Below are 25,252 nucleotides of genomic sequence, written 5' to 3' on the forward strand. Positions count from 1 at the left end.
TTTCAGTGGTTCGGATCGGCCGCTATCATACCCCGCTAATTAATCCCGCGCAGAACGGAGTACCCCAATGACACCTTTTGGCATCGTTTATACCCTGCATGTCCTGGCCGCCCTGGTCTGGGTCGGCGGCATGTTTTTCGCCTGGATGGTCCTTCGCCCCGCTGCGATGAAGGCGCTGGAAGGCCCTGCCCGGTTGAAGCTGTGGGTGGAAGTGTTTCAAGGTTTTTTCCGCTGGGTCTGGGTCGCGGTGGTGCTTTTGCCGATCAGCGGTGTGGGCATGATTCATTTGCAGTTCACCGGGTTTGAAGCGGCACCGCGGTATGTGCAGGCGATGATGGGATTGTATGTGGTGATGACCGCGTTGTTTATCCGGATTCAGGCGTTGCTGCTGCCGGAACTGCGCACGGCGGTAGCGGCTGAGGATTGGCCGACGGGCGCGGCGACGCTGGGCAAGATTCGCCGGTTGGTGGGGATTAACCTGATGGTCGGGTTGGTGCTGGTGGCGATTGCTGCGGCTCGGCCGATGTTCTGAGCAATGCATAGTCTCTGTGGCGAGGGAGCTTGCTCCCGCTCGGCTGCGTAGCAGTCGTAATCGATCACTGCGCACGTTCTGAAAAAACAGGGTCGCCGGCTTTGGGGCCGCTTCGCGACCCAGCGGGAGCAAGCTCCCTCGCCACAGGGGTTCTCGGTCGTTCTTACAACCGCTGAATGCTCACCGAGCCTGCCGCCCCGGCAGGCCCAGGCTGGCCATCGGCACCGGGGCGACCGCTCTTGCCGCCATCGGCTTTATAGACAATACAGCCCTTGGCCTTGCCGCCCGCCCCCGGTTTGCCACCCGGTCCGGCCGCGCCACCGACTCCGCCCGCCACCTCGACCTTGATCTGCTCCGCCGGATAGTCACGCGGCACTTCCAGTCGAACCAGCGCCCCCGGCGCACCGGGTTGGCCGTCGCTGCCGTCACTGCCATCGAAGCCGCGACCGGCCTGGCCCCAGGTGCAACCCGGTGCTTGGCCGTTGGCCCCGTCAAGACCGACAAAACCCGGGGCGCCCGCGCCACCGCGAGCGTCTACCGACAATTGCGGCGCCTTCAGCGCTTTGATCTGCAAATTCAGATTGCGCCCGGAGCGGGCAGCCTTGAGATAAGTCCCGGGGGCGCCCCGCGCGGTGATCTGGCTGCCTTCGGCCAACTCGGCCCGGCTGACCTTCAACGCCAGAGCCTGTTCGCTCGGCACAATGGCGATCCGCGCTTCGCGTCCCAGGTGCAGCTCGCCGACCGTCACTTCGGTCACGTTCGAGGGAATCAGCAAGGTGCCGTAATCGGCGACTTCCAGTCGTTCCAGTTGCAGGGAGCTGGCGGTGTTGGGCAAGCGCATCAGCGAGTTGGTTTCAACACTCACCACCTGAGCGCAGGCCAATGGGCTGATAAGTGCGGCGAGCAGACAGAGTTTACGCATGGGAAGCCTTCGCAGTGGCCGGGGCCGGAATGGTTTGCAGGTGGAAAACGCCGAAAAAGACAATCTTCAGGCGATCACGCCAGGGGTGGGCTCGACCTTTGAGGCTGCGATTGCAGAACACCAGCTCCAGAAGATGAGCCAGCGCCAACAGGCTGCCAGCCAGATCGACCAACAGGTGCAGTGGACGAACAAACGGTATGAGCAGATTGACCAGCACCACCAACCAGAACAGCAGGGTCAACAACTTCCCCAGCCCCCAAAACACCTTCATACGCTCCCCCGTCGAGAATTATTATTTGCACGCACCATAACGGCTTACACGCGGGATAAGCCAGAGGGCAACGGAAAATTCTTCCGAAAGGCATCGAATGGCCGCCGGGTCAACCTTGACGGCCATCCGACGGCTCTATCACGGGCCTCTTGATCACGGAGCCTAGCGATTGATGTGCAACTCCACACGACGGTTTTTTGCCCGCCCTTCTTCCGTATCATTGTCAGCCACCGGCTGGGTTTCACCCCGTCCTTCGCTGGTGAGTTTGTTCGGCGCCAGCCCCCGGCTCAACAGGTAGGCCGCCACGATGCTGGCACGACGTTCCGACAGCTTCTGGTTATAGGCGTCCGAACCCTGACTGTCGGTATGGCCGACGACCTTGACGCTCACCACATCGGCACTCTGCAATTTGGGCATCAACGAATCCAGCTCGCTGCGTGCCTCGGGCGTCAGGTCGGATTTGTTGTACGCGAACAACACATTACTGCTCAGAGTGATGACTTCGGATACCGGAGGTTCAGCAGGTTTTACGCTGGCCGGATATTGCGGTAGCGGGCAACCGTGATGATCGACAGGTGTATTGGCAGGCGTATCGGGGCAACGATCGCGTCGATCGAAAACACCATCACCGTCCTCGTCGCCATCCTGGGCGTAACAGACCAAGCCACCGGTCAAGATACCGAGCGCCGCTCCACCTGCCGCCCAACCGCCACTTTCGATCGCGCCCAGACCGCCGCCAACCAGTCCGCCAATGACACTGCAGATCGGCCAGGTACGTTGATTCAAGGGGGCGGTGCCATCGCTGTGAGTCGCGCAGCCGGTCAGAAGACTGCCCAGCAGTAGAACCGGCAAGACGGTCCTTGTGAGAACGCTCATTGTGAATGCTCCTGTGTCACCGGCCCATACCGGTCACACAGGAGTAAAGACCCGCATCCGCGACTGCACAAGCCGCGGAATACAAGGGGGTTAGCGGTCGATTTTGATTTCCGTACGCCGGTTCAGCGCACGGCCTTCAGCGGTTTTGTTATCGGCCACCGGCTGGCTTTCACCGGCACCGGTCACAGACACGAAACTGCTGCGTGGCACGCCTTGGGAAATCAGGTACTCCACCACCGAATGGGCGCGTTTGTCCGACAGTTTCTGGTTGTATTTATCGCTGCCGACGCTGTCGGTATGACCGGTCACGGTCAACCGGGCGCTGGCGGGCTCCTGTTTCAGGCGCGTAGCAACGGTGTTGAGTACCTCTTTATCGGAAGGAGTGAGCTTGGACGAGTCGAACTGGAAGTGAACATCACGGATAACGATGACTTCTTCCTTGACCACCGCCTTCTCTTCGACCACCGGCGCAGGCGCGGGTGGAGGACAGCCGTCGGCATCGACTCGCACGCCTCTCGGTGTGTGAGGGCACTTGTCGCGGCTGTCCGGCACACCATCGCCGTCTTCGTCGCCATCGCCATGCACCCAGCAATAAGCCGCTGCCGTGCCGCCGACCAGCAGTGCGCCATACCCCGCCCATGAAGAGCTCTCTGTCGCACCGAGCCCTGCACCGACGACACCACCGACCGCCGCACAGGTCGGCCAGTCGGTTTTCTGCAAACCTGCGCAACCAGTCAACACACTGGTTAGCAGAACCAAAGGTAATGCTGTCCGAACTATGCTCATCTAGTTTTCTCCTGAGGGATCGGCTAATAACCGATTTCAAGGAGTAAAGACCGGACTTTTAATCTCCGCCAGCAATAGGCCATTGCTGTTTTGCCTTATGTTCACGGAAGATCGGCGCTTTTTGCTTAAACACGCTCGACAAGACACGTTAATCTTGGCGTTCTGATTGAGGATCTTCGATGACTGCAAGTATTTCTTCGCGCACGCCCCAGCAGGCGTTGGCCGCATTGCTTGATCGTTACGCCCCGACGCGTCTGTTGCTGATTGGCGCCAGTGAGTTCCCCGCGCTCGAGGCATTCAAACTCGCGCACCCGGACAGCATCGTGGCTTTTGCCGCACCCGGAGCATTGCCGGCCGAACTGGCGGCGCAGCGGTTTGATCTGGCGCTGGTGGTCGATTGCCTCGAACACTTATCCAAGCGCGACGGCCTGAATCTGCTCGGCGGGATACGCAACCTCAATGCCAGTCGCATTGCGGTGTTGGCCGACTTGCCCGCCAGCGGTTGGCAGGAGACGGATTTTTTCTCCCTGGCCCTGCAAGCCAGCGAACGCTTCCAGCGCGACGATCAAGTGTTGACGTTGTTTACCTACGATCTGCTTGACTACAAACAGGTACCCGACTGGCTCAACTCACGCTTCTGGGCCAATCCGGAAAACTTCGGGAAATACTGGTGGTAACGCAATGAGTACATCCATTTGCCCTTGCGGCAGCGGCACGCTGCTCGATGCCTGCTGCGGTCATTACCATGCCGGCCATCCGGCCCCCAGCGCCGAAGTCCTGATGCGTTCGCGCTACAGCGCCTATGTGCTGGGGCTGGTCGATTATCTGGTAGCGACCACCCTGCCCGCGCAACAGGCCGGCCTGGATCGCCAGTCGATCAGCGACTGGAGCGCTCAGAGCACCTGGCTGGGCCTGGAAGTGGAAGGCGCCGAGGTCTTCGGCGGCCAGCCGGAGCACGCCTTCGTCACCTTCACCGCTCGCTGGCACGACGGCAGCGGCGAACACAGCCACCGCGAACGTTCGTCATTCGTGCAGAACGCCGGCCGCTGGTACTTCATCGACCCTACGGTGCCGCTCAAGGCCGGGCGCAACGATGCGTGCCCGTGCGCCAGCGGGCAGAAGTTCAAGAAGTGCTGCGCGAGTTATTTCGGCGCTTGAGGTGCCCCCTGTAGCAGCTGCCGAAAGCTGCGTTCGCTGTAGCAGCTGTCGAGCCTTGGCGAGGCTGCGTTCGGCGGCGCAGCAGTCGTGAATCCGGCTGACGCGGTGTGCCTGATGCACCGCAAGTTCTGGTTTGACGACTGCTGCGCAGTCGAACGCAGCCTCGCAGGCTCGACAGCTGCTACAGCGAACGCAGGCTCGGCAGCTGCTACAAAGGGAGAAACACGACCATGATCACCGGACGATTCGCGCTCTATCTGTTCACTTTGCTGCTTCTGTTTTCAGGAGTCGGCGGCTGCGCCTCATGGTTCAGCAACGACTTGCCAGACCCGCAAGTGCATCTGGTCAAGGTCGAGGTGGTCCGGGCCAAGTTGCTGGAGCAGAAATTCCTGCTGCATTTTCGCGTCGACAACCCCAATGACGAAGACCTGACGGTGCGCGCCCTGGAATATCGCATTCATCTGGGGGACGTCCTGCTGACCGAAGGCGAGCACGAACATTGGTTCACCGTCGGCCCCAAGCACAGTGCCTACTTCAAGGTGCCGATCCGCACCAACCTGTGGCCCAGGGTTCGGGATGTGGTGAAACTGCTGAAAAAACCCGAGCAACCGATTCCCTATCGTCTGGAAGGCACACTTGAAACCGGTTTATTCATCGCACACTACGTGCACCTGGCGCGCAATGGCGTGATAATCGCCGCCGATTTAATTCCGGAGTGACCCCGATGACCCAGCAACCCCACGTCCATGGCCCTGACTGCAACCACGATCATGACCATCACGACCACCATGATCACGACCATGGCCATGTCCACGGCCCAAACTGCGGCCACGCCCACCAGGAACCGGTGCGCAATGCTCTGAAAGACGTCGGCCGCAACGACCCTTGCCCCTGCGGCAACGGCAAGAAATTCAAGAAGTGCCACGGGGCTTGAGGATTCGGGCGAATAACTTCTTCGCCTGTTGAATCGCCAATCCCTGTAGGAGCGAGGCTTGCCCGCGAAAAGGGCGCCACGATCAATCAGAAAAACCGCGTCATCGTTCTTCGCGGGCAAGCCTCGCTCCTACAAGTTGATCTGCACCCCAAAAGTTGGACACCAATCCTAATTTTGGGGTCAGTTCAAGGTTTCAGTCGTTCATGAGAATGCTCGCGGCGCTAACGACCGTCGCATATTCCCCATGCAGATTCCCCAGCGACATCGCATGCACTTCTTCAGCTGAATGGGCATTGCCGAAAAAGTCCGCCTTGTCGAAGGTAAAGCACGCATCCTCCACAACCCACGCCTCAAACCCCAGATTCCCAGCCGTTCGCGCCGTGGATTCCACCGAGTTGTGCGTCGCCACGCCAACGATGATCAACTGATCGATCCCCGCCTCGCGCAAACTCGCTTCCAGCCCGGTCGAGCAAAACGCATCCGGCACTTGTTTCTGTATCAGCCACTCACCGATCGATGGCTGGAAGCGCTCCTGAAACTCCACCCCCGATTGCTGCGGCCAGAACACCGAATCCACAGAGCGGGACAGGTGCTGCACATGAATCACCGGCCGCCCGGTGCGACGCCAATGCCCCAATAACTCCAGGATGCGCTCTTCGGCCTGAGGGTTGTTTCGACGGCCCAACTTGGGATGCAGGATGCCTTTTTGTTGATCGATGATGATCAGCGCCGCGTTTGTCTTAAGTTCCATGCCGACTTTTCCCATGCGAGGCCAGTGAATTTGCCGCACTTCAGCATCGCCTCTTGCTACCGGCAAGCCATCAAACGCAAACAGGACGACCTGATGCCGGCGATCACCGAAAAGAAATAACCCAGCCGCCGCTTGCGCGTCCACCTCCTGCTCACTAACGTAGCGCCTTTGTCGCGTCACTACCCCCGCAGGAGCTTTGCCATGGCCTCGCCAGCCCTTACACATTTTCTTCCCCGGTTCGGCGTTGCCGCAGCAGTGGCCGGTGTTTTGAGCCTGACCGGTTGTCAGACATGGAACGCCCAGGACACCCTCCCGCCCACCTCCGGCGTGCAAGCGCTGAAGGGCCTGGCGCAAAACGTTTCGGTTCGCCGCAATGCCATGGGCATGCCGCTGATCGAGAGCAACAGCTTCCACGATGCGCTGTTCACCCTCGGCTACGTGCACGCCAGCGACCGCATCAGCCAAATGGTCACTCTGCGCCTGTTGGCCCAGGGCCGTCTGGCGGAAATGTCCGGCGCGGACCTGCTCGATGCCGACCGCTACATGCGTGCGGTCAACCTGAAGAAAAGCGCGGATGAGCTGTATAAGGCCTCGTCGCCACGCCTCAAGCGTTTCTTCGAAGTCTATGCCCGCGGGGTCAACGCCTACCTGTTCCGCTACCGCGACAAGCTGCCGGCGGACCTCGCGGCCACCGGCTACAAGCCTGAGTACTGGAAACCGGAAGATTCGGCGCTGATGTTCTGCCTGCTGAACTTCAGCCAGTCGGCGAACCTGCCGGAAGAAATTTCCTCGCTGATGCTGGCCCAGACTGTCAGCACCGACAAACTGGCGTGGCTGACCCCGTCCGCTCCCGACGAAAAACTGCCGGTGGCTGAAGCGGATAAACTTCAGGGCATCAAACTCACCGGGCAAATCCCGGGGCTGAGCGAAATCAGCAAAGCCACTGGTCAACTGTCGGATCTGAATCTGCTGAGCGCTACCTCCTCGAACAACTGGGCGATCGCCCCGCAACGCAGCCGCAGCGGTAAGAGCCTGCTGGCCAGCGACAGCCATGGACCGTTGGGCGTCCCGTCGCTGTTCAGTTACGTGCAGATTCGCGCGCCGAAATACCAGGCCTCCGGCGTAACCATTGCCGGGTTACCGATGGTGCTCGCTGGTTTCAACGGCAAAGTGGCGTGGAGCATGACCTCGGTCATGGGCGACAACCAGGACGTGTTCCTGGAAAAAATCAAACGCCAGGGCAATGGCCTTTCCTACGAAGTGGGCGGCAAATGGCAGCCGGCGATCGTGCGCAACGAAACCTATTTCGTCAAAGGCCAGCGGCCGATTCGCGAAGCGGTGTACGAAACCCGCCATGGGCCACTGCTCAACAGCGCTCAGGGCACGGCGCTGGCGAATGGTTTCGGCCTGGCCCTGCAGGCGCCGGACTTCACCGATGACAAAACCCTGGACGCCTTTTTCGACCTGTCCCGGGCGCAGAGTACCGAGAGAGCGTCGGACGCTAGCCGTGAAATCCGCGCCATCGCCCTGAATCTGGTGTTTGCCGATGCCAGCAATATCGGCTGGCAAGTCACCGGTCGCTACCCGAACCGTCGCGAAGGCGAAGGCTTGCTGCCGTCGCCGGGCTGGGAAGGTCGCTACGACTGGGACGGTTACGCCGACCCGATGCTCCATCCGTATGACCAGGACCCTGCGCAGGGCTGGCTCGGCACCGCCAACCAGCGGGTCATTCCCCATGGCTACGGCATGCAGCTGTCCAATTCCTGGGCGGCGCCGGAGCGTGGCGAACGCATGGCCGAACTGGCGGGCGTGGGCAAACACGACACCCGCAGCCTGATCGCCATGCAATACGACCAGACCACCACCTTCGCCGCCAAGCTGAAGAAGATGTTTGAAGCGCCGGGCATGGCCCAGCCACTCAAGCAGGCCATCGAAGCGTTGCCGGTGGCCGATCGCGGCAAGGCTCGCGAGGCGTATACCCGCTTGATGGCCTTCGACGGCAAACTCAGCCCGACCTCCGCCGACGCGGCGATTTACGAGCTGTTCCTGCAGGAAAGCACCAAACAGATTTTCCTCGACGAACTGGGCCCGGAAAGCAGCCCGGCGTGGAAAGCCTTTATCGCCAACGGCAAATTATCCTACGCGGCCCAGGCCGATCACCTGCTTGGGCGTGAGGACAGTCCGTTCTGGGATGACGTGCGCACCGCGCAGAAGGAAGACAAACCGGCGATCCTGGCCCGTAGCCTGGCGGCTGCGATCAGCGCGGGTGACAGCCAGTTGGGCGGCGATCACAAAGCCTGGCAGTGGGGCAAACTGCACCGCTACGAGTGGAAAAACGCCAGCGGCCAGACCGTGCGCGGTCCGCTGGCGGCCGGCGGCGATCACACCACGCTCAACACCGCCTCGTTCGCCTGGGGTCAGGACTTCAACACCACGCAGGCCCCGGCCATGCGCTTTATTGTCGACTTCGGCCAGGCCGAACCGCTGATGGGCCAGAACGCTACCGGCCAATCCGGCAACCCGGCCAGCCCGCACTATCTCGACAGCGTCGATCCATGGCTCAAGGGTCAATACATGAGCCTGCCGATGCAGCCGCAGAACTTTGACAAGGTGTATGGCAAGACGCGGTTGACGCTGACGCCTGGCAAGTAACATCAAAAGATCGCAGCCTGCGGCGGCGCCTACAGGGGATTCGCACCCATCTGTAAGCGCTGCCGCAGGCTGCGATCTTTTGTTATTAATCTCTGTGAAAATAAATAGAACTTCTCGTTTCGGGCAAACCTCCTAGCTAACAGGCCTCTCCATTCTGGTAACAATATGGACCTTGTTATCGCACGTCCTGAAGGTTTGTACTGCCCGCCCGGGGATTTCTATATCGACCCGTGGCGCCCCGTCGAGCGCTCAGTCATCACCCACGCTCATAGCGACCATGCTCGCCGTGGCAACCAACACTATCTGGCGGCGGCACCGGGTGCGGGCATTCTGCGCGCGCAGCTGAGCCAGGACATCAACCTGCAAACGCTGCCCTATGGCGAGCCATTGCTGCACCATGGCGTAAAACTGAGTTTTCACCCCGCAGGCCACATGCTCGGCTCAGCCCAGGTGCGGCTGGAATGCGGCGGTGAGGTTTGGGTTGCCTCCGGTGATTACAAAACAGAGTCCGACGGCACCTGTGCACCGTTCGAACCGGTGCGCTGTCACACCTTCATCACAGAATCGACGTACGGCCTGCCAATTTACCGTTGGCAACCCCAGGCGCAGATCCTTGCCGAGATCAATCAGTGGTGGCAGTCCAACGCCGCAGTCGATAAAACCAGCGTGCTGCTCTGTCATGCTTTCGGCAAGGCTCAGCGGATTCTTCATGGCCTCGATGCCGGCCTGGGCCCCATCCTGGTGCATGGTGCGGTTGAGCCGATCAATCAGTTTTATCGTCAGAGCGGCATTCATTTACCGCCAACGATTTATGCCAGCGAAGTAAAAAAGCAGGACCCGATGATGCGCAAAGCTCTGGTCCTCGCGCCGCCTGCAACGGGTACCGGCAATTGGGTACGGCGCTTCGGCGACTACAGCGATGGCCTCGCCAGCGGTTGGATGCGTTTGCGCGGCACGCAGCGGCGGCATGGCGTGGATCGTGGTTTCGTGTTGTCCGATCACGCCGATTGGCCCGGCCTGCTCTGGGCCATCGAACAGTCCGGGGCCGAACGGGTGAAGGTCACTCATGGATCGATCGGAGTGCTGGTACGGCATCTGCGCGAACAGGGCCTCGATGCCATGGGGTTGCGCACCGAATACGGCGACGATGAGAACAATGCAGCCTTCGAACCCGAGAGCGCCGAGGTACAGGCATGAAAGCCTTCGCCGAGCTGTATGCCGAACTCGATGCCACCACCTCAAGCGACGCCAAACTGGCGGCGATGCAGCATTACTTCGCCCAGGCCACGCCTGAAGATGCCGCCTGGGCGGTGTATTTGCTGGCCGGCGGGCGGCTTCGGCAATGGGTGCCGGTACGGGTGCTGCGCGACATGGCAATCGCGTGTTCCGGGCTCTCGCCCTGGTTGTTCGAGGAAAGCTACCAGGCGGTGGGTGATCTGGCGGAAACCATTTCGCTGGTGCTGCCCGAAACGCCTCACACGTCTACCGACAGACTGACGGTGTGGATTGAGGACAAACTGTTGCCACTGCGCAGCGCGCCCCCGCGGGTCCTCGCTGAACGCCTGCCCGCGCTGTGGGCGCAACTGGATCGCCAGGGCCTGATGCTGTGCATCAAACTGATCACCGGCAGTTTCCGTGTCGGTGTCTCCAAATCGCTGGTCACCCGCGCCGTGGCAGCAATGGCCGGGCTCGACGGCAAACGCGTGGCCCAGCGACTGGTGGGTTACACCGACCCGTCGCACCGCCCGAATGCCGCCAGTTACCTGAAGCTGATTGCCCCCGAAGCACCCGATGAACACGACCAACGGGGTGGCCAACCCTACCCGTTCTTCCTTGCCCATGCGTTGTCGCAACCGGTTGAGCAGTTCGAAGCGCTGCTCGGCCCGGCCAGCCAATGGCAAGTGGAGTGGAAATGGGACGGCATCCGCGCCCAAGTGGTCAAGCGCGATGGGCGCTTGTGGGTCTGGTCGCGAGGCGAAGAACTGGTGACCGAACGGTTCCCCGAACTGGGCAGCCTGATTCACGACTTGCCCGACGGCACGGTGATCGACGGTGAAATCGTCGCCTGGAAAACCGCGCCCTCGGGCTCTGGGAACGCTTGCGAGCGGCAATCGCCTGCGTCGCTGGCGGTGCAGCCTTTCGCCCTGCTGCAAAAACGCAGCAGCCGTCACACGCTGGACAAGAAAATCCTCGATGAGGTGCCCGTGGTCATTCAGGCCTTTGACCTGCTCGAATGGCAGGGCCAGGATTTGCGCAACCAGACTCAGGCCATGCGCCGCACTCAGTTGGAACACCTCGTCACCACCTGCGCAAACCCGGTGTTACTTGCCTCGCCCATGTTGATCGGCGAAGACTGGTTCGACCTCGCCCGCCAACGGGAAGCCTCTCGCAAACTGAAGGTCGAAGGCATGATGCTCAAGGCCCGCGATGCGCAGTATGGCGTCGGGCGGAACAAAGACACGGGCGTGTGGTGGAAATGGAAAGTCGACCCGTTCAGTGTCGATGCGGTGCTGATCCATGCGCAGCAGGGTCATGGCCGCCAGGCCAGTCTCTACACTGATTACACTTTCGCCGTTTGGGACGGCCCACCCTGTGCCTGCGAGCGGACACTGGTGCCTTTCGCCAAGGCCTACTCCGGGTTGACCAACGAAGAAATCCGCCAGATCGACAGCCTCGTGCGCAAGACCACGGTGGAAAAGTCCGGATCTGTGATCCGTGTGAAACCAAGCCTGGTGTTTGAGCTGGGATTCGAGAGCATTGCCCCGTCGAAACGGCACCCGAGCGGGATTGCAGTGCGGTTTCCCCGGATATTGCGTTGGCGGCAGGACAAGTCGGTGGAAGAAGCTGACAGCCTGGCGACGTTGCGGGATTTACTGGCTTGACCTGACGCGAATCCCGTAGGAGCGAGGCTTGCCCGCGAAGAACGATGACGCGTAATACCTGAAAAACCGCAGTGCATTCTTCGCGGGCAAGCCTCGCTCCTACAAGTTCTGCGTCCGCACTGCGCACCATTCAGGTGCGGAGATCTGGCGATGCCCGTTTTCGTGCACAAATCGCGCTTTGCCATTTCCTGTGCCACCTTTTAAAACGCTTGTTCGGGACTCTGGTTCGGAAATTGCTACTTTTAATAGGTCTTACGCTTTTCAGTAACAGTACTTCTGCGCCACAAGCGCTCATATTGGTTCTTAGGGATTGAATAATGAAAAAAGCATTGCTGACCCTTTCTGCACTGGCGTTGTGCATGGCTGCCGGCTCCGCGCTGGCAAAGGAATACAAAGAATTGCGTTTTGGTGTTGACCCTTCCTATGCGCCGTTCGAATCCAAGGCAGCCGACGGCAGCCTGGTGGGCTTCGACATCGACCTGGGCAATGCAATCTGCGCCGAGCTGAAGGTCAAGTGCAAATGGGTCGAAAGCGATTTCGACGGCATGATTCCAGGCCTCAAGGCCAATAAATTCGACGGTGTGATCTCTTCGATGACCGTCACGCCGGCTCGCGAAAAAGTCATCGACTTCTCCAGTGAGCTGTTCTCCGGCCCTACCGCCTACGTGTTCAAGAAGGGCTCCGGCCTCACCACTGACGTCGCCACGCTGAAGGGTAAAACCGTCGGTTACGAGCAAGGCACCATTCAGGAAGCCTATGCCAAAGCCGTGCTGGACAAGGCCGGCGTGAAAACCCAGGCCTACGCCAACCAGGATCAGGTGTATTCCGACCTGACTTCCGGTCGTCTCGACGCCGCGATCCAGGACATGCTGCAAGCCGAACTGGGCTTCCTGAAGTCGCCAAAAGGCGCCGATTACGAAGTCAGCAAGCCTGTCGACAGCGAATTGCTGCCAGCCAAAACTGCTGTCGGTATCTCGAAAGGTAACAAAGACCTCAAGGCACTTCTGGACAAAGGTATCAAAGCGTTACACGACGATGGCACCTACGCCACCATTCAGAAGAAACACTTTGGCGATCTGAATCTGTACAGCGGCAAGTAATGCCCGGCGCCCATCTCGCGATGGGCGCTTTTTTCACCCGATCAGGTTGCTGATTTATGTTTGAAAACCTATTACAAAACCTGGGGCTCTCAGCCTTCAGCCTTCAGGGCTTCGGTCCGTTGCTGTTGGAAGGCACTTGGATGACCATCAAATTATCGGTGTTGTCGCTGTTGGTGGCCGTGTTGCTCGGCCTGCTGGGCGCCAGTGCCAAGCTGTCAAAAGTCAAACTGCTGCGCGTGCCGGCGCAGATCTACACCACGCTGATTCGCGGGGTACCAGACCTGGTGCTGATGCTGCTGATCTTCTACAGCCTGCAAACCTGGCTGACCTCGTTAACCGACCTCATGGAATGGGAATACATCGAGATCAACCCGTTCAGCGCCGGGGTCATCACCCTGGGCTTCATTTATGGCGCGTATTTCACCGAAACGTTCCGCGGGGCGATCCTCGCCGTGCCACGGGGCCAAGTCGAAGCCGCCACCGCCTATGGCCTCAAACGTGGCCAGCGTTTCCGTTTCGTGGTGTTCCCGCAAATGATGCGCTTCGCCCTGCCGGGCATCGGCAACAACTGGATGGTGATGCTCAAGGCCACCGCGCTGGTCTCGATCATCGGCTTGGCCGACCTGGTCAAGGCGGCGCAGGACGCCGGTAAAAGCACCTATCAACTGTTCTATTTCCTGGTGCTGGCCGCATTGATCTACTTGCTGATCACCAGTGCCTCCAACGTCGTCCTGCGCTGGCTCGAACGCCGCTACGCCGCCGGTGCCCGGGAGGCCGTACGATGATCGAACTCTTGCAGGAATACTGGAAACCCTTCCTTTATACCGACGGCTACAACATCACCGGCCTGGCCATGACCATGTGGCTGCTCAGTGCGTCGATCTTCATCGGCTTTCTGGTGTCGATCCCGCTGTCCATCGCCCGGGTTTCCCCCAAGCTCTACCTGCGCTGGCCGGTGCAGTTCTACACCTATCTGTTTCGGGGTACGCCGCTCTATATTCAGCTGCTGATCTGTTACACCGGCATCTACAGCCTGGCGGCCGTGCGCGCGCAGCCCGTCCTCGATGCGTTCTTTCGCGATGCGATGAACTGCACGATCCTGGCCTTTGCCCTGAACACCTGCGCCTACACCACGGAAATCTTCGCCGGTGCGATTCGCAGCATGAACCACGGTGAAGTCGAAGCGGCCAAAGCCTACGGGCTGACCGGCTGGAAGCTGTACACCTACGTGATCATGCCGTCGGCGCTGCGTCGCTCGTTGCCTTACTACAGCAACGAAGTGATCCTGATGCTGCACTCGACCACCGTGGCGTTCACCGCGACCATCCCGGATGTCCTGAAAGTCGCGCGCGACGCCAACTCGGCGACCTTCCTGACCTTCCAGTCGTTCGGCATCGCCGCGCTGATCTACCTGACCGTTACCTTTGCGCTGGTCGGCCTGTTCCGCCTCGCCGAACGCCGATGGCTGGCCTTCCTCGGGCCGACTCACTAGGACAATTCGTACATGCGCCACCAGATTCATGACCTGCTGGCCCCACTGCCGGGGACCGTGCGACAGATCCACAGCTTTCACTTCGGCCCCCAGGCGGCCAAAGGCAAGATCTACATCCAGTCCTCCCTGCACGCCGATGAACTGCCCGGCATGCTGGTGGCCTGGCACCTCAAACAGCGTCTGGCGGAGCTGGAAGCCGCCGGTCGGCTGCGCAGCGAAATCGTGCTGGTGCCCGTGGCCAACCCGGTCGGCCTGGAACAAGTGTTGATGGACGTTCCATTGGGCCGTTACGAGCTGGAAAGCGGGCAGAACTTCAATCGCTGGTTCGTCGACTTGAGTGAAGAAGTCGGCAACGAGATCGAAGGCTTGCTGGGCGACAATCCACAACGCAACCTCGAACTGATCCGCAGCAGCCTGCGCGACGTATTGGCGCGCCATACCGCCAGCACGCAACTGCAATCCCAACGCCTGACCCTGCAACGACTGGCTTGCGATGCGGACATGGTGCTGGACCTGCATTGCGATTTCGAAGCCGTGGCACACCTCTACACCACGCCCGAAGCCTGGCCTCAGGTCGAGCCGCTGGCGCGTTACATCGGTGCCGAAGCCAGCCTGTTGGCCACCGACTCTGGTGGCCAGTCATTCGATGAATGCTTCACCCTGCTCTGGTGGCAGTTGAAAGAACGCTTCGGCGAGCATTTCGATATTCCGCTGGGCAGCTTTTCGGTCACCGTCGAATTGCGCGGTCAGGGCGACGTTAATCACCCGTTGGCCAGCCTCGACTGCCAAGCGCTGATCGATTATCTGATTCACTTCGGCGCGATTGCCGGTGAGCCGGCGCCCTTACCGGAACTGCCCTACCCGGCCACGCCGCTGGCCGGCGTCGAACCGGTCGCGACACCCGTGGGCGGACTGCTGGTGTTTACAGTCCTGCCCGGGGAATACCTGGAGGCCGGGCAACTGATCGCCGAAGTCATCGACCCGATCAATGATCGCGTCACCCCTGTTCATTGCACCGTCGCCGGGCTGATGTACGCCCGTTCGCTGCGGCGCATGGCCACTGCCGGCATGGTAATCGCCCACGTCGCGGGCACCGAAGCCTATCGCAGCGGCTATCTACTTTCGCCTTGAGGATGCATGCCCCATGTACAAACTGACCATCGAAGGCCTGCATAAAAGCTATGGCGATCATCAGGTGCTCAAAGGCGTTTCGCTCAAGGCCAAAACCGGCGACGTTATCAGCCTGATCGGCGCCAGCGGCTCGGGCAAAAGCACCTTTTTGCGCTGCATCAACTTTCTAGAGCAACCCAACGACGGCACCATGAGCATGGACGGCCAGAACATCCGCATGGCCAAGGACCGTCACGGCATCCATGTGGCCGACCCCGATGAGCTGCAACGGATCCGCACCCGCCTGGCCATGGTGTTCCAGCACTTCAACCTGTGGAGCCACATGACGGTGCTGGAAAACATCACCATGGCCCCGCGGCGGGTGCTCGGTTGCACCAAGGCAGAAGCCGAGGACCGCGCCCGACGTTACCTCGACAAGGTTGGCCTGGCGCCGCGTGTGGCGGATCAGTACCCGGCGTTCCTGTCGGGCGGTCAGCAACAACGGGTGGCCATTGCCCGTGCGCTGGCCATGGAACCTGAAGTCATGCTGTTCGACGAACCAACCTCAGCACTCGACCCGGAACTGGTGGGCGAAGTGCTCAAGGTAATTCAGGGCCTGGCCGAGGAAGGCCGGACCATGATCATGGTCACCCATGAAATGAGCTTCGCCCGCAAAGTGTCGAGCCAGGTGCTGTTCCTGCATCAGGGGCTGGTGGAAGAAGAAGGCGCGCCGGAAGACGTGCTGGGCAATCCGAAGAGTGAGCGGTTGAAGCAGTTCTTGAGCGGCAACCTCAAGTAAAACGCCACCTTCCCGTGGGAGCGAGCGATGCTCGCGCCCACAAAAGCGGGTATCAGACCACAGGTGCGGGAGGTGGCTCATCCGGCAGGGTGGGCTCTCCGGGTTCTGTCGGATCTTCATTGGGGGTGTCGGGATCAGGCTGATGGGGGATGCCCCCTGCCACGCTGACTGGCGGATGCGCCAACAAGGACCAGGCCAGCACACCAACCTGATTGGGCTCGAGCCTTGCCAGTTCGGCACTTATTCGCGGATCGATCTTCATGAAGCACTCCTGAGCGATGGCCCAATCCGCCTTGCGCGAATCGGAGCAGTACACCCCATAGAGTGTACGCCCGCCCAGGAATTCCAACGGTTTGTCAGACGGTTGACTCAGGTACGCGGCAGGGTCACGCCACGCTGGCCCTGATACTTGCCGCCACGGTCCTTGTAGGACACTTCACATTCCTCGTCGGACTCGAGGAACAGCATCTGCGCAACGCCTTCGTTGGCGTAGATCTTCGCCGGCAGGTTGGTGGTGTTCGAGAACTCCAGGGTCACATGGCCTTCCCACTCGGGCTCGAGCGGAGTCACGTTGACGATGATGCCGCAGCGGGCGTAGGTGCTCTTGCCCAGACAGATGGTCAATACGTTGCGCGGAATGCGGAAGTATTCGACGGTACTGGCCAGGGCGAAGGAGTTTGGTGGGATGATGCACACGTCGCTGTGGATGTCGACGAAGCTGCCAGCGTCGAAGTTTTTCGGATCGACGATGGCCGAATTGATGTTGGTGAACACCTTGAAATGATTGGTGCAACGCACATCGTAGCCGTAGCTCGACACACCATAGGAGATCACACGACTGTCGTCACTGCCGCGCACCTGACGTTCCACGAAAGGCTCGATCATGCCGTGCTCTTGCGCCATGCGGCGAATCCACTTGTCCGATTTGATGCTCATGGCGGGTGTCCTGAATAGCGAGGCGGAAAAATTCTGTCCGGCATCTTACCGGGCAGGCGCTCCGGGTTCAAAGTCTGGGAGACAATTCTCGCCGTTCCCCCGTGAATTCCGGGGCCTCACCGCCATGTTATTAACCGTCAGTCATTAAAAAAGAGAAACCTTCGCACGAACCATTGGCACGTTCCGGAAAAAGGGTTAAGGTGGCGCCACTGTGCTGCTTGTGTCACTGAGAATCTCTACACGATATGTTGAATTTCGATCCAACCATCTACAAGAATTTTTCCTGCTCTTTGCACTCAGTCTCGGCCAGGGTTCTTCCTGAGTCGCAGTTATCTTTGTTCAAGGAGTTACACCATGTCTAATCGCCAAACCGGTACCGTTAAGTGGTTCAACGATGAAAAAGGCTTCGGCTTCATCACTCCACAATCCGGTGACGACCTGTTCGTTCACTTCAAAGCTATCCAATCCGACGGCTTCAAAAGCCTGAAAGAAGGCCAACAGGTTTCTTTCATCGCTACCCGCGGTCAGAAAGGCATGCAAGCTGAAGAAGTTCAAGTTATCTAACTTGTACTTGCTTTAGTAAAAGGCCCCGCCCTTAAAAGCGGGGCTTTTTTGTGCCTGTGTGTTTTGTGAGGCAACAAAAAATCGCACCCTTCGGCGGCACCCACAAGTGTGGAGCTGCCGAAGACTGCGATCTTTTGATCTTCCAGCGTGTTACCAGGCCACGCCAAACCCTGCGGTATATCGGGTCTTGCTCAGGTCAGCCTCATCGCTGCCGCTGATAATGTCTCTCTCAGCCTTCAGATTCAGCGATGCCCAATCAGTGACTTTGTAGCGCAGACCGACCTCGGCATCGAGGGCGTAATCCGCGACACCCGACAAAGGCTTACCCACCTCACCCTTGGTGAAGAACTCAACCTTCTTGCCGACCAGATAACGGTTGTAGTCCCACTTCATCGCCAAGGAATAGAAATTTTCCTTGCGGCCATTGGAATACTCATAGTCGGTGTTATTCAAGAGCGACCCTAGGGAGAAGGCGCCCAGTTCGTCATCCCAGAACTGATAACCGGGGCCGGTACCGATGGTGCGCTGCCGGGACAGCTCTTCGACCTTGTCGCGCTTGTAATTCAAACGACCTTGCCAGAACCACTTATCGGTAAGGAATCGGTCCAGAGAATACTCGGCACGCCAGTTATCAGTGGTAACGACGCTATCCTGGAACTCGCGGTTGTACTCACCTTCCGCCGTATGACGCCACCGACCATGACGCGCGCTGGTTTTGAAGCCGACATCATAATCATCGGTATCTTTTTCGGCCCGCCGATAATCCAGGGCCATGTCGACATTACCCTTCCACACCAAATCCTCGACCACCGGCTTGGGCTTGAGCATCTGCTGAATGCTGGCCAACTCCACAGTCTTGGGGCCATCGCCGTTGGCCAGGATGACCTTGCCGTCCTCCGCCGCATGCAGCGACTTGGCCTTCTCGCCAGTGTAAGCATCCTGTTTGACCAACATTTGCTGATCGCTTTCCAGGGTTTTGACCTCTTTCCAGTCAATCGGAACCGCACCGGCATACGGGGTCTGGATCAACAGCTTGCCGCCATCGAAGAGCGTAATCTTGCCGCTCAGCTTGTCACCGTTCTTCAACCAGACCGTATCGGCGAGCAAGGGAGTGGATGCACTGACGACAGCGAGGCACAGTAAGGTTCTGGGCAACATAAGCGAATCAAAAGCTCAACTTTGCGAAAAAAAATCGGCATTATTCTTGGAAATAAGGCCCTGGCAAGGACTGACCCGGCTATTTCTATTGAGTTCATTTCTCAACTGACAATCCAGGATTTACCCTACAGACGGTCAATGCGTATTTTTTTCAGGAACCCGGACGTGACCGACTCAACCGCTGAAACCGAAAGCGCAGCGCAAATCCGACGCACGGCGCTCTACCTGACCCTGGCACAAGTGCCCGAGGGCAAAGTCGTGAGTTACGGTCAGCTCGCCGAACTGGCGGGACTGGGTCGCGCCGCCCGCTGGGTCGGGCGAACATTGAGCCAACTGCCCGGTGACACTAAATTGCCCTGGCATCGCGTGCTGGGTGCCGGCGGTCGGATCAGCCTGCCTGCAGGCAGCCCTTCAGGGGATGAACAGCGGGCCCGATTGCGCATGGAAGGCATCAGTGTTCTGAACAATCGTGTTGATATTCAGCGCCATGGCTGGCGCCCGGTAGAGCACAGCGGTTAGAGTGCGCGCTTTGTTTCCGTAATTCTTGAGGCAGACTCCAGCCCATGCCCCGTAAAACCTGGCGCGCCGCGCTCGCCGCCTATGCCAGCCCCTCGACGCTCGTGCTGTTGCTGCTTGGTTTCGCCGCCGGCCTGCCCTACATGCTGGTGTTTTCGACGCTTTCAGTCTGGCTGCGCGAGGCCGGTGTTGCCCGCGAAACCATCGGCTATGCAAGCCTGATCGGCCTGGCCTACGCCTTTAAATGGGTCTGGTCCCCGCTGCTCGACCAGTGGCGCCTACCCCTGCTCGGCAAGCTGGGCCGACGACGCTCCTGGCTGGTGCTGGCCCAGGCACTGGTGATCCTCGGCCTGATCGGCATGGGTTTCTGCGACCCGCAAAAACACCTGTCCTGGCTGATCGCCATCGCTGTGGTAGTCGCCTTTGCTTCGGCAACGCAAGACATTGCCATCGACGCCTATCGCCTGGAAATCGTCGACGATACCCGCCAGGCTGCACTGGCGGCCAGCTACATGGCCGGTTATCGGGTCGCGGCCCTGCTGGCAACGGCGGGCGCGCTGTTTTTTGCCGAAGGCTTCGGCTCCACCGGTTTCAACTACAAACATGCGGCGTGGACTGGCACCTATCTGCTGTTCGGCATCTTGATGATCCCGGCGCTGCTGACCTCCTTCTTCATGCGCGAACCGCCGGTGCCACTGCGCACTCAGCTTCAGGCCGGACGCTACAGCTTCGTGCACCAGCTGGCGTCGGTGTTCGTGCTGATCGTACTGCTGGTGTCCGTACCGGCCATGTTCACCCAGTTCTACAACACCGACTTCGCCAGCGTGCTATTCAACGGCGTCAGCCTGCTCGACCTGTTGCTCGAAGACCGCGCATTCCTGCGGGCAATCCTCTATACCACGCTCACCGCCCTGTGCTTGTCGGCCATGGGCCGCCGTGGCCTGGCGCCGGTGCTGACGCCGGTCAACGACTTCATTCTGCGTTACCGCTGGCAAGCCCTGCTGCTGCTTGGGCTGATCGCCACCTACCGGATGTCCGATACGGTCATGGGCGTGATGGCCAACGTGTTCTACATCGACCAAGGGTTCACCAAGGATCAGATTGCCAGTGTCAGCAAGATTTTCGGCCTGATCATGACATTGGTTGGCGCCGGCATGGGCGGCCTGCTCATCGTGCGCTTCGGCATTCTGCCCATTCTGTTCATCGGCGGTGCCGCATCGGCGGCCACTAACCTGCTGTTCCTGATGCTCACGGACATGGGCGCCAATCTGCGGATGCTGATCGTCACCATTTCCCTGGACAACTTCAGCTCGGGCCTGGCGACTTCGGCGTTCGTCGCTTACCTGTCGAGCCTGACCAACCTCAAATTCTCCGCGACCCAGTACGCCCTGCTCAGCTCGATCATGCTCTTGTTGCCTCGCCTGATCGGCGGCTATTCAGGGGTCATGGTGGAAAAATTCGGCTACCACAACTTCTTCCTGATCACTGCCCTGCTGGGCGTTCCGACGCTGCTGTTGATCGCCTTGCACTGGTTCCAGGAAAACCGCCGTGCCGGTCCGACCCCGACACCTGAACCGGCTCAGACCCCGGTCACGGAAGAATCGCAGCCTCTTTGATACAGGACGCAGAGGGCGAGCAGATTCTCGCCCTCCAGCCACACAGCCGGCCGCACGCCTGTACGCCAGCAGATCTCGCCCGTACAATGCCCCATTACTTCTCGTTATCAGCAACCGACAACGGCCAACCATGCGCACCAGTCAATTTTTGCTCGCCACACAGAAAGAAACGCCTTCCGACGCGGTCGTCATCAGCCATCAGCTGATGCTGCGCGCCGGCATGATCCGCAAACTCGCCTCGGGCCTGTACACCTGGCTGCCGATGGGCTTGCGAGTGATGCGCAAGGTCGAAGCCATCGTGCGTGAAGAAATGAACGCCGCCGGTTCTCTCGAAGTGTTGATGCCGAGCACTCAACCGGCTGAGCTGTGGCAGGAATCGGGTCGCTGGGAAGAATACGGCCCTGAATTGCTGCGCTTCAAGGATCGCCACGGTCGCGACTTCTGCGCCGGCCCGACTCACGAAGAGGTCATCACCGACCTGATGCGCAACGAGTTGAGCAGCTACAAACAGCTGCCGATCAACCTGTATCAGATCCAGACCAAGTTCCGTGACGAAATCCGCCCACGCTTCGGTTTGATGCGCGGCCGCGAATTCATCATGAAGGACGCCTACTCGTTCCACGCCGACCAGGCATCGCTGCAGGTCACCTACGACCGCATGCACCAGGCGTACTGCAACGTGTTCACCCGCCTGGGCCTGAAATTCCGTCCGGTTGAAGCCGACAACGGCTCCATCGGTGGCGCCGGTTCCCACGAGTTCCACGTACTGGCCGAGTCCGGCGAAGACGACATCGTCTTCAGCAACGGTTCCGACTACGCCGCGAACATCGAGAAAGCCGAAGCCGTACCGCGGGAAACCTCTCGTCCACTGCCTGCCGAAGAGCTGCGTCTGGTCGACACGCCGAACGCCAAGACCATTGCGCAACTGGTCGAAGGCTTCAACCTGCCGATCGAAAAAACCATCAAGACCCTGGTGGTGCACGCTGAAGAGAAAGGCAAGCTGATTGCCCTGATCATCCGTGGCGACCACGAACTGAACGAAATCAAGGCCGCCAACCAGCCTGGCGTTGCCAGCCCACTGGTCATGGCTTCCGAAGCCGAACTGCGCGACGCCATTGGCGCCGGCGCCGGTTCCCTCGGCCCGCTGAACCTGCCGCTGCCGATCATCATCGACCGTTCCGTCGAACTGATGAGCGACTTCGGCATCGGTGCCAACATCGACGACAAGCACTACTTTGGCGTGAACTGGGAGCGCGATCTGCCGGTTCCGACCGTTGCCGACCTGCGCAACGTTGTCTCCGGCGACCCAAGCCCTGACGGCAAAGGCACGTTGGAAATCAAGCGCGGCATCGAAGTCGGGCACATCTTCCAGCTGGGCAACAAGTACAGCAAAGCGATGAAGTGCGAAGTGCTGGGCGAGAACGGCAAACCGGTCACCCTGGAAATGGGCTGCTACGGCATTGGTGTATCCCGCGTAGTAGCTGCCGCCATCGAACAGAACAACGACGAGAACGGGATCATCTGGAGCGACGCTCTGGCCCCGTTCCAGATTGCTCTGGTACCGCTGCGCTACGAAACCGAACAGGTTCGCGAAGCCACCGACAAGCTCTACGCAGAACTGACTGCCGCCGGCTTCGACGTGCTGCTGGACGACCGCGACAAGAAAACCAGCCCGGGCATCAAGTTCGCGGACATGGAGCTGATCGGCATTCCACACCGGATCGTGGTCAGTGACCGCGGCCTCGCCGACGGCAATCTGGAATACAAGAGCCGTACCGAAGCCGAGGCGCAAGCGCTGCCGGTTGCTGACGTGCTGTCTTTCCTCCAGGCCCGTATCCGCCGCTGACACCAGATAGAGACGTCATGTTCAAGCGAAACACCTTAGGCCTCGGTGGTGCCGCCCTGTGCGGCACCCTGCTGGTCAGCGGCTGTGCCAATCACATGTCACAACGCAGCGAGCACGAGGAGCGGGTCGAGCGTAAGTTGCTCGATCACAGCCTGCAGATCGATGTCGGCGAGCCCAAAGTGCTGGAGCTGCCGCAACGCCGGGTGAAAATCCACGAGCAGAAGACCTTCGAAGTCACCGAGTTCGAAGTCACACGCCACTATGACCGCTACACGCCTTACCAACCCTGGAGGGAGATCTATGAGATCCCACTGGGGGCGGTGGCCGTAGTGGCCGGCATCGGTGCGAACGTGGTCAACGTGTTCGCCCTCGGTAATCTGCCGGACAGCGTGACGAAGGATTGGCTCAGCTATGGTTTTGCCGGGCTCAACCCGTTCATGAACGTGCAGTCTCACGGTCGCGCGCAGCAGAACCTGGCGGGCATCGACGAAGTCCAGCGTGACAAGCGCACGGAATACTCGAGTCTGCCCTGGAGCGAGCGTCCGGTGCAGGTCAAGGCCGGCAAGGACACGTTCGAGCTGAGCACCGACCGCAACGGTGTGTTGCGCCTGAACCTGCTGGACAGCCCGTTCGCCGAACATGACCTCAATCATCTGGGCAAGCTGCAGATCAGTGTCGAGGACAACAAGGACGATGTGCACACCGACTCGTCACTGGCGATCAGCAACAACTTGCGCGGCAAGCTGCTCGAAGCCCATGGGCTGATTTACGACGATCTCGAAGACGACGAGGTGAGCCAGTGGGTGCACCGGGTCAAGCGCCTGTCGGAACTGGGTCTGGAAGAAGAAGCCAGCGAGCTGGAACAGAGCCTGATCGAACTGACCCGCAACGATCCCGAGTTGCAGGCTGAGTTTCTCAAGTCACTGACCAAGGATGCCGGGCGACTGGTGGCGGATCCGGGGCCGAATTAAGGCCTATTAAAAGATCGCAGCCTTCGGCGGCTCCTACATTGGATGGAGTACACCCTGCAGGAGCTGCCGAAGGCTGCGATCTTTTGATTTTAAAATCTCACCGCTCAAACAACTCCAACTGCTCAAACCCGCCCCGCAAATCCTCCAGCCTCACCCCAATCCCCAACAACCGCACCGGTTTCCCGCCGCGATTGAAGGCCTGGGTCAACAACAGCTGATAACTCCCCAGATCCCGCCCTGCCCCGGCCTGCTCCAACGTAGTCTGGGTAAAATCGTGGAATTTCACTTTGACGAACGGTTTGCCCGGGCGATAGCTGCTGTCGATCCGCGCCATTCGGCCATTCAGGGACTCCAGCAGCTCCGGCAATTTATCCAGACAACTCACCAGATCCGGCAGGTCCACGTCATAGGTGTTTTCAACGCTGATCGACTGCCGACGACTGTCGTTGTGCACCAACCGCTCATCGATCCCACGGGCCAGGCTCCAGAGTCGCTCGCCGAAGCTGCCGAATTCACGCACCAGCGCCAATTTGTTCCACTCGCGTAATTGCGCGCAATCGATGATGCCGAGCTTGCCCAGTTTGTCAGCGGTCACTTTGCCAACACCATGCAGTTTGCTCACCGGCAAGCCGCTGACAAAGTCGTCCACCTGATCAGGCGTGATCACGAATAGGCCATTGGGCTTCTTCCAGTCGCTGGCGATCTTGGCAAGAAACTTGTTCGGCGCCACACCGGCCGACACGGTGATGTGCAACTGATTGGACACCCGGCGACGAATATCCTGGGCGATTCGCGTGGCGCTGCCACCAAAATGCGCACTCTCCGACACGTCGAGGTAAGCCTCGTCCAGGGAAAGCGGCTCGATCAGGTCGGTATAATCGCGAAAGATCGTATGTATTTCCTTCGACGCTTCTCTATAGGCCTCCATGCGCGGCTTGACGATGGTCAGGTCCGGACACAGTTTCAAGGCATGTCCGGAAGACATGGCCGAGCGCACGCCATACGCCCGAGCTTCATAGTTACAGGTAGCAATCACCCCACGCCGATCCGCCGAGCCGCCCACCGCCAAAGGCTTACCGGCCAGGCGCGGGTCGTCACGCATCTCGATGGCGGCATAGAAGCAATCACAATCGACGTGGATGATTTTTCGCTGCGTCATATAAAAGCGGTGTTCATGGCGAAGAAATGAAGTATCGGCGTGTCGTACCGGCAGTATCTCACTGACACCTGTATATAGCACCAGTAGTCTGAATCTTCTTTTCAAGCGGTAGGAAAAGTACCGGAGGAATTTATTTTCTCAATCGAAAGCCACCTACCGATAGAGCCAAAAGCCTTGCCCTGCCTGCGTTTCAGCCCGATCCACACCCTCTGTTTTCACCT

27 protein-coding genes are annotated in these 25,252 nt (G+C 59.7%); 18 read left to right on the forward strand and 9 right to left on the reverse strand.

Features of this window, described 5'->3' with window-relative positions:
• Positions 1-67 precede the first annotated feature (67 nt).
• Complete coding sequence (locus PGR6_RS22475) at positions 68-532, forward strand: CopD family protein (RefSeq protein ID WP_064619942.1); 465 nt, start codon at positions 68-70, stop codon at positions 530-532.
• Positions 533-695: 163 nt separating this feature from the next.
• Here the strand turns inward: PGR6_RS22475 and PGR6_RS22480 are convergent, their stop codons facing one another.
• From PGR6_RS22480 to PGR6_RS22495, 4 genes are all read right to left on the reverse strand, one after another.
• Positions 696-1,454 (reverse strand): collagen-like triple helix repeat-containing protein, encoded by a 759-nt coding sequence (locus tag PGR6_RS22480; RefSeq protein ID WP_064619944.1) that lies wholly within the window; start codon positions 1,452-1,454, stop codon positions 696-698.
• Positions 1,447-1,725 carry a DUF1145 domain-containing protein gene (locus tag PGR6_RS22485; RefSeq protein WP_018926919.1) on the reverse strand — a complete coding sequence of 93 codons (279 nt, stop codon included), beginning with the start codon at positions 1,723-1,725 and terminating at the stop codon, positions 1,447-1,449. Before PGR6_RS22485 ends, PGR6_RS22480 begins: the two co-directional genes overlap by 8 nt.
• Positions 1,726-1,887: 162 nt before the next feature.
• On the reverse strand, positions 1,888-2,601 hold the full coding sequence (locus tag PGR6_RS22490; protein WP_064619948.1) for an OmpA family protein: 714 nt from the start codon (positions 2,599-2,601) through the stop codon (positions 1,888-1,890).
• 90 nt (positions 2,602-2,691) lie between these two features.
• A complete protein-coding gene (locus PGR6_RS22495) occupies positions 2,692-3,387 on the reverse strand; it encodes an OmpA family protein (RefSeq protein ID WP_026286483.1) in 696 nt (231 codons plus the stop codon).
• A gap of 179 nt (positions 3,388-3,566) precedes the next feature.
• On the opposite strand from PGR6_RS22495, the gene PGR6_RS22500 reads away from it, so the two are divergent.
• From PGR6_RS22500 to PGR6_RS22515, 4 genes are all read left to right on the forward strand, one after another.
• Entirely contained in the window at positions 3,567-4,064 is a 498-nt protein-coding gene (locus PGR6_RS22500) for a DUF6231 family protein (protein ID WP_064619952.1), read from the forward strand.
• Between the two features lie 4 nt (positions 4,065-4,068).
• Positions 4,069-4,545, forward strand: coding sequence for a YchJ family protein (locus tag PGR6_RS22505; protein ID WP_018926923.1), 477 nt, complete (start codon positions 4,069-4,071; stop codon positions 4,543-4,545).
• A gap of 230 nt (positions 4,546-4,775) precedes the next feature.
• A complete protein-coding gene (locus PGR6_RS22510) occupies positions 4,776-5,264 on the forward strand; it encodes an LEA type 2 family protein (protein ID WP_064619955.1) in 489 nt (162 codons plus the stop codon).
• A gap of 5 nt (positions 5,265-5,269) precedes the next feature.
• Entirely contained in the window at positions 5,270-5,479 is a 210-nt protein-coding gene (locus PGR6_RS22515) for an SEC-C metal-binding domain-containing protein (RefSeq protein WP_007906737.1), read from the forward strand.
• A 193-nt stretch (positions 5,480-5,672) separates the two neighbouring features.
• Here the strand turns inward: PGR6_RS22515 and PGR6_RS22520 are convergent, their stop codons facing one another.
• A complete protein-coding gene (locus PGR6_RS22520) occupies positions 5,673-6,230 on the reverse strand; it encodes a cysteine hydrolase family protein (protein ID WP_018926925.1) in 558 nt (185 codons plus the stop codon).
• Between the two features lie 201 nt (positions 6,231-6,431).
• Between PGR6_RS22520 and PGR6_RS22525 the strand changes: the two genes are divergently transcribed.
• From PGR6_RS22525 to PGR6_RS22560, 8 genes are all read left to right on the forward strand, one after another.
• On the forward strand, positions 6,432-8,882 hold the full coding sequence (locus PGR6_RS22525; protein ID WP_064619958.1) for a penicillin acylase family protein: 2,451 nt from the start codon (positions 6,432-6,434) through the stop codon (positions 8,880-8,882).
• Positions 8,883-9,047: 165 nt separating this feature from the next.
• Positions 9,048-10,079: a ligase-associated DNA damage response exonuclease gene (locus PGR6_RS22530; RefSeq protein WP_064619960.1), complete on the forward strand. Its 1,032-nt coding sequence runs from the start codon at positions 9,048-9,050 to the stop codon at positions 10,077-10,079.
• Positions 10,076-11,764, forward strand: coding sequence for an ATP-dependent DNA ligase (locus tag PGR6_RS22535; RefSeq protein WP_064619963.1), 1,689 nt, complete (start codon positions 10,076-10,078; stop codon positions 11,762-11,764). The genes PGR6_RS22530 and PGR6_RS22535 overlap by 4 nt, the downstream gene beginning before the upstream one ends.
• A gap of 317 nt (positions 11,765-12,081) precedes the next feature.
• Positions 12,082-12,864 (forward strand): transporter substrate-binding domain-containing protein, encoded by a 783-nt coding sequence (locus PGR6_RS22540; RefSeq protein ID WP_018926930.1) that lies wholly within the window; start codon positions 12,082-12,084, stop codon positions 12,862-12,864.
• 56 nt (positions 12,865-12,920) lie between these two features.
• The gene (locus tag PGR6_RS22545; RefSeq protein ID WP_018926931.1) at positions 12,921-13,649 is read left to right on the forward strand and encodes an ABC transporter permease; all 729 of its coding nucleotides are present in this window, start codon (positions 12,921-12,923) and stop codon (positions 13,647-13,649) included.
• Positions 13,646-14,356, forward strand: coding sequence for an ABC transporter permease (locus PGR6_RS22550; protein ID WP_018926932.1), 711 nt, complete (start codon positions 13,646-13,648; stop codon positions 14,354-14,356). Before PGR6_RS22545 ends, PGR6_RS22550 begins: the two co-directional genes overlap by 4 nt.
• 12 nt (positions 14,357-14,368) lie before the next feature.
• The gene (locus tag PGR6_RS22555; RefSeq protein WP_064619966.1) at positions 14,369-15,487 is read left to right on the forward strand and encodes a succinylglutamate desuccinylase/aspartoacylase family protein; all 1,119 of its coding nucleotides are present in this window, start codon (positions 14,369-14,371) and stop codon (positions 15,485-15,487) included.
• Between the two features lie 13 nt (positions 15,488-15,500).
• Positions 15,501-16,265: an ABC transporter ATP-binding protein gene (locus PGR6_RS22560; RefSeq protein ID WP_018926934.1), complete on the forward strand. Its 765-nt coding sequence runs from the start codon at positions 15,501-15,503 to the stop codon at positions 16,263-16,265.
• 52 nt (positions 16,266-16,317) lie between these two features.
• On the opposite strand, the gene PGR6_RS22565 is transcribed toward PGR6_RS22560, so the two are convergent.
• Together PGR6_RS22565 and dcd are read right to left on the reverse strand one after the other, a co-directional pair.
• A complete protein-coding gene (locus PGR6_RS22565; protein ID WP_018926935.1) occupies positions 16,318-16,527 on the reverse strand; it encodes a hypothetical protein in 210 nt (69 codons plus the stop codon).
• 107 nt (positions 16,528-16,634) lie between these two features.
• On the reverse strand, positions 16,635-17,201 hold the full coding sequence (gene dcd / locus PGR6_RS22570; protein ID WP_007904652.1) for a dCTP deaminase: 567 nt from the start codon (positions 17,199-17,201) through the stop codon (positions 16,635-16,637).
• 354 nt (positions 17,202-17,555) lie between these two features.
• Between dcd and PGR6_RS22575 the strand changes: the two genes are divergently transcribed.
• Positions 17,556-17,765: a cold-shock protein gene (locus tag PGR6_RS22575; protein WP_002554837.1), complete on the forward strand. Its 210-nt coding sequence runs from the start codon at positions 17,556-17,558 to the stop codon at positions 17,763-17,765.
• Between the two features lie 150 nt (positions 17,766-17,915).
• Here the strand turns inward: PGR6_RS22575 and PGR6_RS22580 are convergent, their stop codons facing one another.
• On the reverse strand, positions 17,916-18,923 hold the full coding sequence (locus PGR6_RS22580) for a DUF481 domain-containing protein (RefSeq protein WP_018926937.1): 1,008 nt from the start codon (positions 18,921-18,923) through the stop codon (positions 17,916-17,918).
• A 138-nt stretch (positions 18,924-19,061) separates the two neighbouring features.
• On the opposite strand from PGR6_RS22580, the gene PGR6_RS22585 reads away from it, so the two are divergent.
• The 4 genes from PGR6_RS22585 to PGR6_RS22600 all read left to right on the forward strand — a co-directional run bounded on the left by PGR6_RS22585 (position 19,062) and on the right by PGR6_RS22600 (position 23,872).
• The gene (locus PGR6_RS22585; protein WP_219731186.1) at positions 19,062-19,442 is read left to right on the forward strand and encodes an MGMT family protein; all 381 of its coding nucleotides are present in this window, start codon (positions 19,062-19,064) and stop codon (positions 19,440-19,442) included.
• Between the two features lie 44 nt (positions 19,443-19,486).
• The gene (locus PGR6_RS22590; RefSeq protein ID WP_018926939.1) at positions 19,487-21,055 is read left to right on the forward strand and encodes an AmpG family muropeptide MFS transporter; all 1,569 of its coding nucleotides are present in this window, start codon (positions 19,487-19,489) and stop codon (positions 21,053-21,055) included.
• A gap of 130 nt (positions 21,056-21,185) precedes the next feature.
• Positions 21,186-22,901 carry a proline--tRNA ligase gene (locus PGR6_RS22595; RefSeq protein WP_018926940.1) on the forward strand — a complete coding sequence of 572 codons (1,716 nt, stop codon included), beginning with the start codon at positions 21,186-21,188 and terminating at the stop codon, positions 22,899-22,901.
• 17 nt (positions 22,902-22,918) lie between these two features.
• The gene (locus tag PGR6_RS22600; RefSeq protein ID WP_018926941.1) at positions 22,919-23,872 is read left to right on the forward strand and encodes a hypothetical protein; all 954 of its coding nucleotides are present in this window, start codon (positions 22,919-22,921) and stop codon (positions 23,870-23,872) included.
• A 97-nt stretch (positions 23,873-23,969) separates the two neighbouring features.
• On the opposite strand, the gene dinB is transcribed toward PGR6_RS22600, so the two are convergent.
• Positions 23,970-25,031: a DNA polymerase IV gene (gene dinB / locus PGR6_RS22605; protein WP_018926942.1), complete on the reverse strand. Its 1,062-nt coding sequence runs from the start codon at positions 25,029-25,031 to the stop codon at positions 23,970-23,972.
• Positions 25,032-25,252 lie beyond the last annotated feature (221 nt).

The organism is Pseudomonas sp. GR 6-02 (assembly GCF_001655615.1).
GTDB lineage: Bacteria > Pseudomonadota > Gammaproteobacteria > Pseudomonadales > Pseudomonadaceae > Aquipseudomonas.